The sequence below is a fragment of the Pseudoalteromonas sp. Cn5-37 genome, from assembly GCF_021532495.1.
Lineage (GTDB): Bacteria > Pseudomonadota > Gammaproteobacteria > Enterobacterales > Alteromonadaceae > Pseudoalteromonas > Pseudoalteromonas simplex.
Genome location: NZ_JAKGBA010000009.1, coordinates 23,156 through 35,887, shown reverse-complemented (window position 1 = coordinate 35,887; position 12,732 = coordinate 23,156). Strand labels below are relative to the sequence as shown.

Below are 12,732 nucleotides of genomic sequence, written 5' to 3'. Positions count from 1 at the left end.
CGGCTGTGGCCAAACAACAAGTAAAGCAAAAAGATACTCCATCTTATCAATATGATGCAATCATCATAGGTACAGGTCCTGGCGGTGAAGGTACCGCCATGAACCTATCTAAAAGCAACAAAAGAGTCGCTGTTATTGAACGTCAAGAAGCGGTAGGCGGCGGCTGTGTGCACTGGGGTACTATCCCTTCAAAAGCATTACGTCACTCTGTAAGTCGTTATATTGAATATAAAGCAAACCCGCTATTTAATATTAGTGAGCGCCCTAACCGCTTAACTTTCCCCGATATTTTGCGCCACGCAAGTAACGTCATTTCAAAGCAATCTAATTTACGTAGCAGCTTTTATGAGCGTAACCGCATTCATATGTATCAAGGTGATGCTGAGTTTATTGATAAACACACTATTAAAGTGACGCACCTAGACGGTTCGTTTGAAACGCTTACTGCACAAACAATCGTTATTGCTACTGGCTCGCGCCCTTACCGTCCACCAGGTGTAGACTTTAAACATCCACGTATTTACGACAGCGATACCATTTTAGGCCTTGAAGATGACCCTCATCGTGTGCTGATTTATGGTGCCGGTGTAATTGGTTGTGAGTATGCCTCTATTTTTAAAGGCTTAGGTGCCAAGGTTGACCTAGTGAATACCCGTGACCGCCTACTTGCCTTTATGGATGCAGAAATTTCAGATGCCCTAAGCTATCACTTTTGGAATAGCGGTATTGTTATTCGTCATAATGAAGAGTTTGATCGCGTAGAAACTCGCGATGATTGTGTGGTGATGCACTTAAAATCAGGCAAGCGCGTAAAAGCTGACTGTATTTTATTTGCCAATGGCCGTACCGGTAACACAGACACATTAAACCTTGAAGCTGTTGGCCTAAAAGCGGATGGTCGTGGCCAGCTTAAAGTGAATGAAACATACCAAACAGAAGTCGATAACATTTATGCTGTGGGCGATGTAATAGGTTACCCAAGCCTTGCCAGTGCGGCATTTGACCAAGGCCGTATTGCAGCCGATGCGATTGCATGTGGTAACTGTGATGAAAAGCTGATCATTGATATCCCTGCAGGTATTTATACAATCCCTGAAATGAGCTCAGTGGGTAAAACCGAGCAAGAGTTAACAGCTGCAAAAGTCCCTTACGAGGTGGGCCGTGCTCAGTTTAAGCATTTAGCGCGTGCGCAAATTGCAGGCACTGAGGTGGGTAGCTTAAAGATTTTATTCCACGTTGATACCAAAGAAGTACTGGGTGTGCACTGCTTCGGTGAGCGTGCCTCTGAAATCGTTCACATCGGTCAAGCTATTATGGAACAAAAGAACGGCGGTAATAACATTGATTACTTTGTAAATACCACGTTCAACTACCCGACTATGGCTGAAGCCTATCGCGTAGCTGCACTAAATGGTTTAAATCGTTTGTTTAAGTAACTTACAAAAAAGCCCGCTTAATGCGGGCTTTTTTATGACTAGCTTTTGCTTACTTGTGGTATTTACCACTGAATTCATGAACAGCGTTGATAAATACACCTGCGTTTTCTGGGTCTACATCTGGTGTAATACCGTGACCAAGGTTGAATACATGGCCAGAGCCTGTACCAAAGTCTTCTAGAATAGTGGCAACTTCTTGGCGAATGCGCTCAGGCGTACCATGCAGCATTGCTGGGTCCATGTTACCTTGTAGCGCTACTTTATCGCCAACACGACGCTTTGCATCACCAATGTTAATAGTCCAGTCTAGACCTACTGCATCACAGCCTGTTGCTGCAATTGCTTCAATCCACTGACCACCATTTTTAGTAAATAACGTCACTGGCACTTTACGGCCATCGTATTCGCGAATTAAGCCATCAACAATCTTGTGCATGTATTGTAATGAAAACTCATTGTAGTCACGTGGGCTTAATACACCGCCCCATGAGTCAAATACCATTAATGATTGCGCGCCCGCTTTAACTTGCGCGTTTAAATAGTCGATTACTGAGTCAGCTAATTTATCAAGTAATAGGTGCAGTGTTTGTGGATCTGCAAAGGCCATTTTCTTGATTTTACCGAATGTTTTGCTGCTACCACCTTCAACCATGTAAGTGGCAAGTGTCCAAGGTGAACCAGAGAAACCAATTAGCGGTACTTCACCTTTTAATTCGCGACGAATCGTACTTACCGCATTCATCACATAACCAAGCTCATCAGTTGGATCGATATTTGGGATTTTTTTAACATCTGCTAATGAAGAAATCGGACGTTCAAATTTTGGACCTTCACCTGTTTCAAAGTAAAGACCTAAGCCCATAGCATCTGGAATAGTTAAAATATCACTGAATAGAATTGCAGCATCAAGCGGATAACGACGTAATGGCTGTAACGTTACTTCACAAGCAAGTTCAGCGTTTTTACATAAACTCATAAAGTCGCCTGCTTGGGCACGTGTAGCACGGTATTCAGGTAAATAACGGCCAGCTTGGCGCATCATCCATACCGGTGTGACATCAACAGGTTGCTTTTGTAGTGCACGTAAATAACGATCGTTTTTTAATTCGCTCATGCGTATAAAATCCTAGAACTGAATGAAATTGAGCAGATTGTATCACCATATTGCGCGTCTCACTATGGATAGATAATCAAGGCTAGATATAGATCATGTTTTTTAAGCCAACCTACGCCTATAGTGTGTTTTTTGAGCGAAAACAAAATAAATTTAAAACTTTTCATTAATAAATTTGCAACATACAAAAAAGCTTGGTATAACTTATCCCGCGTTAACAAAAACAATAATAAAAATCTTATAACAATAAGAACAACAATCTTCCCATAATAATAAGAACGCTTGTTTTAACAAGTCTTAGAAAAAGAATTAAACCACCAATTTTGGTGGTTTTTTCTTTTCTAAATCAGCAAATTACAACTCATTCGCTTAGATAAAAATCGCAAAATTAATACTAGTAGTTTTGAATCAATTCCCATACACTGCAATGAGAGCAAAAAAAGTCCACTCTAAAAAAAAAGAATTTTTTAGCTTATTCAATGCTGAAAACTATGCCTTTAGAATGACTTTTACAATCTGTTGCAATTAGACACTAAGAATTTAGTTGATCTTTGTGTCATATTTCCTTTTTATATATACAAAGGAAAACCTACTCAGCGAGGAGATGAAATATGCTGACGCGTTTGGAAAAAGCTCAACAAAAGTGGGGTGGTAGTCACTCTGTAATCGACAAATGGCTCACAGAACGTCAAGAGCTGCTTGTGTTGTTCTGCCGTATTGCAGGCTTTTCACCGTACGAAAAGAAAGATCACGCCCTTCCTGATCAGCTGCAAATTCAAAACTTTTGCCAAATTCTGATGGATTACCTTTCTGCTGGCCATTTCGAAATTTACGACGACATTGCCAAAGCGTGTAAAGAAAAAGGTCCTGAAAGCCAAAAGCTGGCTAATGCCTTATACCCACGCATTTCTGAAACCACAGATGTGGCACTCGACTTTAACGACAAATACGCAGAAGTTGACAAAGATGACTTGCTTGATGAGTTTGATAAAGACCTATCAATCTTAGGCGAAGCGCTTGAACTGCGCTTTGAGCTAGAAGATGAGTTAATCGATAACCTTTATTCTAATCACACCAGCTAACAGCTTAGTTACACAGCAGAGAAACACTCTCTGCTGAAAAACACCTTTTTGCCTGCCTAAAAAGAATCATCTATTCCATTTCGTAACAAATATTTGAAATATTTTCTTCAATGCGATACTCATACTATAAAAACATGAGGCTCGCTATGAATAAACGGTCATTTTTAAAGTCACTTTCAATTCTTGCCGCAGGCGCAAGTCTGACATCAGCTCCTTTAATGGCGGCGCAGAGTGCTAGCACCCAAACATTAATTAAGCCAAAAGCTCTTCCTACAGGCGGCACAATTGGGATATGTAGCCCTTCAGCTGCCACTGCTGCGCACGCTGATATTTTATTAGCACAAGGCGTTATAGAGGCACTGGGTTACAAGGCTAAGCTTGCACCAAACATTCTAGCTAGACGCGGTCATTTAGCTGGCACTGATGCAATGCGAGCTAGCGACTTAAATAGTTTATTCAACGACAAAGAGGTTGATGCCATTTTGTGTTTACGTGGCGGTTCAGGCGCTGCCCGTATTCTACCTTTGCTCGACTACGCAATGATCCGTAACAATCCAAAACCTCTAATGGGCTATTCAGACATTACCGCTCTTCACAATGCATTACTGTCTCAAGCTGGGTTAATCAGCTTTCATGGTCCAAATGCATCAAGTGACTGGAACCCGTTTCATGTCGCGCAATTTAAGAGCATGTTCGAAGCGCGTAAGTTGATGCATTTCCAAAACTTACCAAAAGCCGATGATGAGCTTGTTAACACTCAGTACCTGACCCAAACGATTACATCAGGTAAAACCTCTGGACGATTAATCGGCGGTAATTTAACGGTACTGACAGCCCTTGCAGGCTCGAACTATTTACCTGACTTTAATGGCGCAATTTTATTTTTAGAAGATATCGACGAAGCACCGTATAGAATTGACAGGATGATGAGCACACTAAAACTTATGGGCGCACTTGATAAAATTGCAGGCTTTGTATTTGGCGATTGTAATGACTGTAAGCCAGGCAGTGGTTATGGCTCATTAACCCTTGATAATATTTTTGCAGATTATATAAAACCGCTGGGGATCCCTGCTTATCGTGGAGCTATGATTGGCCATATTAAGCGCCAATTTATCCTGCCTGTTGGTACTGTGGTTGAGCTTGATGCTGATAGTGGCACATTAAAAATGAAAGAAACGGCATTTAGTTAATAAACTTCGCGCATAAAAAAGGGCTTTTCAGCCCTTTTTGTATTGAATTAAATATTACTCAGCTGGAACAGCTTTTTCATCGCTTTGGATTTCAAGTAATTCTACTTCGAAAACAAGCGTTGAATTTGCAGGGATCTTACCAAGATCACGCTCACCGTATGCAAGTTCAGATGGAATAGTGAACTTGTACTTAGAGCCAACTGGCATTAATTGTAAACCTTCAGTCCAACCTGGGATCACACGGTTAAGTGGGAAAGTAGTTGGTTCGTTACGTGAGTATGAGCTATCGAACTCAGTACCGTCTAATAAAGTGCCTTTGTAGTGTACTTTAACAACGTCTGTTGCTACTGGCTTTTCGCCTTCACCTTCAGTGATCACTTCGTACTGTAGGCCAGACTCAGTTACTGTAACGCCTTCTTTTTTCGCGTTTTCAGCTAGGTATTTTTCGCCTTCAGCTTTGCTCTTTTCAGATTCTACTTTCGCTTTTTCTTGTTGTTTAGTGCGAATGCTTTGGTCAAGTGCAGTTAACACTTCACGAATTTTTTCGTCATCAAGTTTAGCGTTACCCGCTAGTGCGTCTTCAAAACCACGCTTAAGAAGTGCTTCGTCTAATTCAACACCTAGCGCTTTTTTATCAGCAAGGTCTTGGTTTAAGAAGTTACCAACAGATGCACCAATACCGTATGCTTGTTGTTGAGCTTCAGTCTCTAGTTTAACTTCAACTTGCTGTTCTTTTTTTGCTTCCTGATTACAAGCTGTAAGCGCTAAAACTGACGCTGCAATCAATGACAATTTAATCGTCTTTTTCATTTTATATCTCCGACACACTTTGCAGTTGTCAATTATTGTATTATTACTAGTTAAAGATTAACGACCTACATGGTAGGCTGCTTGTCTAATAACTAACGTCATGCCAATGCATGATCAGCGATTAGACTAACAACCTAGGCCTTCAACGAGACCTAGTCTAACCTCTCAATCACTAAGAGTTAAGGGGAAATACTCGTAATATGTCGATATTTCGTACTTTTTTGTATCTGCTCAGCCTTTGCTTAGTTGTAGCTTGCTCTGAGCAACATGAGCAATCAACTGCACGCTATGAGCATGCGGCTAAAGGTGCCTTCGCCTGTGCGCTGTCGCACGATGGTAAATACAGCTTAATCTCATCAATACACCATGGGGTTGCATTGTGGGATAATCAACAGCAGGTATTAAAATACCAATGGTTTCAACAACAAGCCCAAGATAGTCTCGTCCATACTGTTGCTATCTCGTACGACAACAGCCATGCAGTTACCGCTGAGAAGTCCACCTTTGCAGTGTGGAACATTGCCACGGGCAACAACACGGGTTATTACAAAATACACGCCTCAACAATTAGAGATATCGCGATAAGTAACCAAGGGCGCAGTGTATTATATGGTCGCGCCGACGGTGTAGTCGTTTACCTCGACTTAGAGAGTGGCAGGCGCATAGAGTTCCTTGGCCACCAAGAAAAAGTCAATGTTGTTGATCTATCACCTAACGGTCACTACGCCATTAGCGGCTCAAATGACTATGTTGCTTACTTTTGGGACACTCGCACAGGGCAAGTGATCCATCGCTTTAATCACCCAAGTCGCGTTACTCAAGTCGCCCTTGATCCACAAGGTCGTTACGCATTTACCGCAGACAGTATGAAGCAAGCAAATGTATGGCAACTGACTACAGGTGATCTTGTTAGCAAACTGGCGTATATTGCGCGTCAGAAAATTTTTACCGCCGTCCGTTTTAACGATGAAGGCACTTTAATTGCCACAGGTTCACCCAATCGATTGGTTGATTTATGGCAGCTAGAGTCAGGTAAAAAATTACAAACGTGGCAAGTGATTCCTCGTGAAGGAAGCCGCCCGAAATCAGCCGTGGTGTTAGATGTTGCGTTTACTGATAACAACCAAGCGTTATTAACCGAAAGCTCCAGCGGATTCGCTGAAAGTTTTAATCTAAGAGAATCAAATGAATACAATTGAAGATCGTCTAATGGAACTTGAAGCGAAAGTCGCTTTTCAAGATGAAACAATTGAAATATTAAACGATGAGCTTAAAGCGCACCAACAGCAGCTGGCTAAAATGAAGCGCCAGACAGAGTTACTTGCAGAAAAGATTAAAGAAGCGCAGCAGCCATCTTTAATGTCACAAATGCAAGAGCCGCCACCGCCGCACTATTAATTTAGTAATGATAGAGCCGGGAATTAATCGCCCGGCTTAAATACACCAATCACTTGCTCAAATTGGCGTGTTGAGGCCTGAACAGCCTGCTCTGGTTGCGTCATTTTGTGGCCACACTGTACGCACTCCACTTTTTCCACATCATGTTCTTTATAAAGCATCATGGTATCCATGGCCTTACATTCAGGGCACGATGCGCCAGCAATAAAGCGTTTTCTTTGTCTCATAGATGATCTCCCGTGGCATGTAGGCGGCTATTTTAGCCTAATAATTCTCTGTTTGATACGATTGCGAAGGCTAATGTGATCCGTGTTATGATAGCGGCAATTTAATCAGTGCTGTGCAAGTAAACATTCATGATCCAAATTTCAGACATCGAACTTCTACGTGGTGGTAACGCCTTACTAAAAGGGGCTTCTGCAACCTTATTCCCAGAGCATAAAGTCGGCCTTGTTGGTGCTAATGGCTGTGGTAAATCAACGCTGTTCGCGCTATTAAAGTCTGAATTGCAACTCGATGCCGGTGGATGCCAAATTCCTAAAGACTGGTCAATTGCCTCTGTAAAACAAGAAACTCCCGCGCTCGAAATCAGCGCTCTGGATTATGTATTACAAGGTCACCCTGAATATTACGCGCTAAGAATTGCACTACGCGAAGCCGAGCAAAATAACGACGGCGATGCGCAGGCAAAAGCACATATTGGCCTTGAACATATTCAAGGCTATAGCATTGAGGCAAAAGCAGGTGAGCTATTACACGGTTTAGGTTTTAGTAATGAGCAAATTAACAACCCAGTGAGCGCCTTTTCAGGTGGCTGGCGTATGCGCTTAAACTTAGCACAAGCACTGATCCGTGATGCCGATTTATTACTGCTGGATGAGCCAACCAACCACTTAGATCTCGATGCGGTTTACTGGTTAGAACGCTTTTTACGTGCCTACACAGGCACTCTAGTGCTTATTTCCCATGACCGAGAATTCTTAGATGCCGTTGTTGACCAAATTTGGCACATAGACGCACAAAAAATAAATGTTTATAAAGGCAATTACTCGCAATTCGAACGCCAAAAAGCAGAGCGCTTATTACAACAACAAGCGATGTTCGAAAAGCAACAAGAACAAATTGCTCATCTAGAAAAATTCATTACGCGCTTCAAAGCAAAAGCCAGTAAGGCTAAGCAAGCACAAAGCCGCGTAAAAGCCCTAGAGCGTATGGAAAAGCTGGCTCCAGCCCATGTTGACTCACCCTTTGATTTTGAATTTGCTGAGCCAACAGCACTACCAAACCCATTAATGACTCTCGACCAAGCCAAAGCAGGCTATGACGACACCACCATTTTACACAGCATCAAGCTAAACCTTGTGCCGGGTAGCCGTATTGCTCTGCTTGGCCGAAATGGTGCAGGTAAATCAACACTGATTAAATTATTAGCTGGCGATTTACAACCTCAAGCAGGTGAAGTATTTCAGCATCAGGGCTTAAATATTGGTTACTTTGCGCAGCATCAGCTTGAGTCACTTGATTTAAAAGCCAGCGCAGTGACCCATTTACAACGTTTAAACCCGCAAGCTCCTGAGCAATCATTGCGTGACTTTTTAGGCGGTTTTGCATTCTTTGGCGATAAAGCACTTGAGCCAGTTGCGCCATTTTCTGGCGGTGAAAAAGCCCGTTTAGTGCTAGCAATGCTGGTGTACCAAAAGCCAAACCTACTGTTACTGGATGAGCCAACCAACCACCTAGACTTAGAAATGCGTCATGCCTTAGTAATGGCGCTACAAGGCTTCGAAGGTGCTATGGTGACCGTATCGCACGACCGTCACATGCTTAAAAATACCGCTGATGAGTATTACCTTGTTGATAACGGCGAAGTAACACAATTTGGTTATGACCTTGATGCCTATTACCAATGGCTACTCAATGCCAATAAAGAAGCTACTAAAAGCCCTGAAGACAATGCCCCTAAAGCCCATTCAAGCGTTAACCGCAAAGAGCAAAAGCGCTTAGAAGCTGAGTTCAGAAAGTCAGTGCAGCCGTTGAAAAAGCAAATCGAAAAGCTTGAAAAGCAACTTGATAAGTACTCTACAGAGCTTGGTGAAATCGAAAACGCACTTGCCGACAATGACTTATACAATGATGAAAATAAAGCCAAACTTACAGAGCTACTCGCTAAGCAAGCAAGTTTAACACCCAAGCTTAATGACGTAGAAGAAGAGCTGCTCATGGCACTTGAAGAGCTTGAAGAAAAAGAGCAGGCCTTTGCCGATGAAACCGCTTAACAGCGAACAGTTTTGGCAGTTTGCATGCAAGCTTTACAGCAAAGACGGCATGCAAACCAAGCTACTAAGCTATCAAGACCAGCAAAGCAAAAATGTTAACCTTTGCCTGCTGCTTTATTATCTTGATTCTTTAGAGCTGGCTGTAACCCCCTCTCAACTGAGTAAGCTTGAGTCGTGCATTGCCGAATTTGACCAACAAGCTTTACAGCCCCTACGAGCCACACGCGCCTACCTTAAAACCATTCAAAACGAGGTTTCAGACTACCCTATCATTCGCAAAGAGCTACTTAGCGCAGAATTAAAGCTTGAAAAAAAGCAGCAACAATTACTGATAAACACAGCAAATACCATGATATTCACCCTCCATAAACAGGCTGAAAATATAAGGCTTTACTTAAGCGACAAGCAGTAAAATCTAGTCGGTAGCAATCTTAATTGAACTGCCCTCAGTAAAGGCCCCTTTCTATCTGCTTAAAACTTATAGCTAAAAGCTCCGAACTCCCCTAATAAACTTGATCCAAATCAACAATTAAATCACCTCCTATAGCATCAGGAAAATTGCTTGATCTGGATCATATCTGCCGTCCTCAAGCCAGCCTATGATTAACCCATAGACATTAGGAGGCACAACCATGAACGTATTCTTTAGAGATTTTTTTAGCGACCCAGTTTTATTTATGTCATTCGGCATTTTGGCAGTTGTTATCGTTTTATGCCTTTTCTATGTTGGTTACTTCATTAAAAAAGTACATGACGCAGAAGTTCCTAAGTAAGAATTAAGCACGACGCACAAAGCCCCTATCCAATTTATTGTTTAGGGGCTTTTTATTTGTGTATAGCTAAAATCTTGTAGCTGTTCTCAAAAAGCAAAAACTTGCTACAATAGGTGCTTATTTTGTTTCGAAAGTGTCAGCTATGTTACCTGAATTTAAGCCTGCGTGGTGGATGCGCAATCGCCATTTACAAACCATAATGCCGCGCTTTTTTCGCCCTTTTCATAATACCCGGTATGACTTATCGACTATCGATACCCCTGATGGTGACTTTTTAGAACTGGCTTGGGCAACACCTCATAATGAGCAAGCACCCCTCGCTATTGTATTGCATGGTTTAGAAGGCAATATAAATAGCTTTTATGCTAAAGGCATGATGAAAAAACTTAAGCAACAAGGCTTTGCTGTAGTTTTAATGCATTTTCGAAACTGCTCGCGCGAAGTTAACCGTTTAGCACGTGCTTATCACAGCGGCGAAACAGAAGACCTGCGCTTTTTCATCAATCACCTTAAGAGCAAATTCCCAAAACGCCCGTTATTTGCCGTGGGCTTTTCACTAGGTGGTAATGTACTAGCAAAATATTTAGGTGAGCATGGTACTAAATCGAACTTAACTGGCGCAGCCGTTGTTTCGGCACCATTTGACTTGTCATCATCGTGCGAAGTTATTCGTAAAAGCTTAGGTAAGATTTATCAAAAATATTTGCTCGATCGAATGAAAAAATCGATGCAAAGAAAGCTGCCACAAATCGAACAGCAAATTAGCCTAACGCCAGAAAAACTGATGGCGATTGATGACTTATGGCAATTCGATAATATGCTCACGGCACCATTGCACGGCTTTGCCGGTGCTGAAGATTACTATCAGCAAGCGAGTGCAAAACCATTTTTAAAAAGCATTGCAACACCTACGCTGATTGTGCACGCTAAAGATGACCCAATGTTATCAATAAAAGCCGTACCAGATAGCTTAGATGTGAGTGAGCATGTTACGCTGCGCATCTCAGAACAAGGTGGCCATGTCGGTTTTATTAGCGGTAAAAACCCTTTTAAGCCCGAATATTGGCTTGAACGAATTGTTCCTGAGTATTTTCAACAATTAGTTAAAAAAGAGCAGTTATGATCATTCCCCACGAACGCCTCGATAAAGAGACTCTGTATAATTTAATCGAAAGTTATGTTTTACGTGAAGGCACTGATTACGGCGAGCAAGAATTTAGCATTGAAAGCAAAGTTGCACAGGTTCATCAACAACTTAAAAGTGGTGAAGCCATGGTGTTTTTTTCTGAGTTACATGAGTCGGTTACGATTATATCTAAAGCTGAATTCATTGCTCTACAAGCTGACCCAGAGTACCAAGCGTCGTTTAACGACTAAACTTGTAAGTTATACTGTAACCCTTCACAATGGCTTTTTAACTTAAAGAGCCATTAAAAAATGAAAAAACTAAGCTCACTGGTTGCCGCTGTTTCTTTGGCCTTAATTGGTCAAGCAAATGCAGATCAGGTTACTGCATCAGATAAAGCCATTAAACTGGCAAAAGACACTATTTTAATCGATACCCATATCGATGTGCCTTACCGTATTCATAACAAGTGGGCTGACGTAACCAAAGCTACAAGCGACGGTGATTTTGATTATCCGCGTGCTGTGCAAGGTGGTTTGAACGCTCCTTTCATGTCAATTTACATTCCTGCAAACCTAGAATTTGAAGGCAAAGGTAAAAGCTACCAATTAGCAAATCAGTTAATCGACTCTATGGAAGCGATTGTACAACGCGCACCAGATAAGTTCGCAATTGCAGACTCGACTGCCGATATTATAGAGCAGTTTAAACAAGGCAAAATGTCGATTGCTATGGGTATGGAAAACGGCTCACCTATCGAAGGCGACATTAAAAACCTTAAGCATTTTTATGAGCGTGGCGTACGTTACATCACTTTAGCCCACTCGCAGAGTAACCACATTTCTGATTCATCTTATGATATTCGTCGTAAGTGGAAAGGCCTGAGCCCATTCGGTAAAGAGCTGGTAAAAGAAATGAACAACATTGGTATGCTGGTTGATGTATCACATATTTCTGATGATGCGTTTTACCAAGTGATGGAAATTTCGAAAGTTCCCGTGATTGCTTCACACTCGTCACTGCGTAAATACACCCCTGGCTTTGAGCGTAATATGAATGACGACATGCTGTTAGCACTCAAAAAGAACGGTGGTGTTATTCAAATTAACTTCGGTTCAAGCTTTGTTACGGCAAAGGCTGGCTCTTGGTACGATCAGCTTAAATCAGCAAAGGCTGAAAAGAAAAAAGACGGTACTAAGCTAAGCAAAGATTTTGATGCTGCTTATCGGGCTAAAAACCCGTTTCCATTTGCAAGCTTAGAACAAGTACTTGATCACATTGACCATGTCGTTGAGCTAATTGGCATCGATTATGTGGGTATTGGCTCTGATTACGATGGTGTAGGCGACTCTCTACCTACTGGTTTAAAAGATGTATCTAGCTATCCTAACCTAGTGCAAGGTCTAATGGACCGCGGTTATAGCAATAAAGACATCAAAAAGATTTTAAGTGGCAATATGCTACGTGTATGGCAACAAGCTGAAGCATACGCAAAAGCCCATTAATCGACATAAACTCTATTTA

Annotated in this window: 14 protein-coding genes; 11 read left to right on the top strand and 3 right to left on the bottom strand. The window is 41.9% G+C overall.

Going from position 1 to position 12,732, the window contains the following annotated elements:
- The first annotated feature begins 5 nt into the window (after positions 1-5).
- The gene (gene sthA / locus L1266_RS12355; protein WP_138618468.1) at positions 6-1,436 is read left to right on the top strand and encodes a Si-specific NAD(P)(+) transhydrogenase; all 1,431 of its coding nucleotides are present in this window, start codon (positions 6-8) and stop codon (positions 1,434-1,436) included.
- Between the two features lie 49 nt (positions 1,437-1,485).
- Here the strand turns inward: sthA and hemE are convergent, their stop codons facing one another.
- On the bottom strand, positions 1,486-2,550 hold the full coding sequence (gene hemE / locus L1266_RS12350; protein ID WP_054554485.1) for a uroporphyrinogen decarboxylase: 1,065 nt from the start codon (positions 2,548-2,550) through the stop codon (positions 1,486-1,488).
- Between the two features lie 611 nt (positions 2,551-3,161).
- On the opposite strand from hemE, the gene rsd reads away from it, so the two are divergent.
- Positions 3,162-3,632, top strand: a complete 471-nt coding sequence (gene rsd / locus L1266_RS12345; protein WP_166341170.1) for a sigma D regulator — start codon at positions 3,162-3,164, stop codon at positions 3,630-3,632.
- A gap of 146 nt (positions 3,633-3,778) precedes the next feature.
- The gene (locus L1266_RS12340; RefSeq protein WP_194442645.1) at positions 3,779-4,825 is read left to right on the top strand and encodes a S66 peptidase family protein; all 1,047 of its coding nucleotides are present in this window, start codon (positions 3,779-3,781) and stop codon (positions 4,823-4,825) included.
- 54 nt (positions 4,826-4,879) lie between these two features.
- On the opposite strand, the gene fkpA is transcribed toward L1266_RS12340, so the two are convergent.
- Positions 4,880-5,635: an FKBP-type peptidyl-prolyl cis-trans isomerase gene (gene fkpA / locus L1266_RS12335; protein WP_054554488.1), complete on the bottom strand. Its 756-nt coding sequence runs from the start codon at positions 5,633-5,635 to the stop codon at positions 4,880-4,882.
- A 200-nt stretch (positions 5,636-5,835) separates the two neighbouring features.
- Between fkpA and L1266_RS12330 the strand changes: the two genes are divergently transcribed.
- A complete protein-coding gene (locus L1266_RS12330) occupies positions 5,836-6,834 on the top strand; it encodes a WD40 repeat domain-containing protein (protein ID WP_138618472.1) in 999 nt (332 codons plus the stop codon).
- On the top strand, positions 6,821-7,033 hold the full coding sequence (locus L1266_RS12325; RefSeq protein ID WP_054554490.1) for a SlyX family protein: 213 nt from the start codon (positions 6,821-6,823) through the stop codon (positions 7,031-7,033). The genes L1266_RS12330 and L1266_RS12325 overlap by 14 nt, the downstream gene beginning before the upstream one ends.
- A gap of 23 nt (positions 7,034-7,056) precedes the next feature.
- Here the strand turns inward: L1266_RS12325 and L1266_RS12320 are convergent, their stop codons facing one another.
- Complete coding sequence (locus tag L1266_RS12320; protein ID WP_054554491.1) at positions 7,057-7,260, bottom strand: YheV family putative zinc ribbon protein; 204 nt, start codon at positions 7,258-7,260, stop codon at positions 7,057-7,059.
- Positions 7,261-7,389: 129 nt separating this feature from the next.
- Here L1266_RS12320 and L1266_RS12315 point away from each other — a divergent pair, with 129 nt between their 5' ends.
- The 6 genes from L1266_RS12315 (at position 7,390) to L1266_RS12290 (ending at position 12,713) form a co-directional block, all read left to right on the top strand.
- Positions 7,390-9,309 (top strand): ATP-binding cassette domain-containing protein, encoded by a 1,920-nt coding sequence (locus L1266_RS12315; protein ID WP_235377622.1) that lies wholly within the window; start codon positions 7,390-7,392, stop codon positions 9,307-9,309.
- Positions 9,296-9,721 (top strand): TIGR02444 family protein, encoded by a 426-nt coding sequence (locus L1266_RS12310; protein ID WP_235377621.1) that lies wholly within the window; start codon positions 9,296-9,298, stop codon positions 9,719-9,721. The genes L1266_RS12315 and L1266_RS12310 overlap by 14 nt, the downstream gene beginning before the upstream one ends.
- Before the next feature lie 220 nt (positions 9,722-9,941).
- Positions 9,942-10,082 (top strand): DUF3149 domain-containing protein, encoded by a 141-nt coding sequence (locus L1266_RS12305; RefSeq protein WP_074989877.1) that lies wholly within the window; start codon positions 9,942-9,944, stop codon positions 10,080-10,082.
- A gap of 142 nt (positions 10,083-10,224) precedes the next feature.
- Positions 10,225-11,205 carry a hydrolase gene (locus L1266_RS12300; protein WP_054554494.1) on the top strand — a complete coding sequence of 327 codons (981 nt, stop codon included), beginning with the start codon at positions 10,225-10,227 and terminating at the stop codon, positions 11,203-11,205.
- Positions 11,202-11,459: a YheU family protein gene (locus L1266_RS12295; protein ID WP_138600969.1), complete on the top strand. Its 258-nt coding sequence runs from the start codon at positions 11,202-11,204 to the stop codon at positions 11,457-11,459. Before L1266_RS12300 ends, L1266_RS12295 begins: the two co-directional genes overlap by 4 nt.
- A gap of 60 nt (positions 11,460-11,519) precedes the next feature.
- The gene (locus L1266_RS12290) at positions 11,520-12,713 is read left to right on the top strand and encodes a dipeptidase (RefSeq protein WP_166341182.1); all 1,194 of its coding nucleotides are present in this window, start codon (positions 11,520-11,522) and stop codon (positions 12,711-12,713) included.
- Positions 12,714-12,732 lie beyond the last annotated feature (19 nt).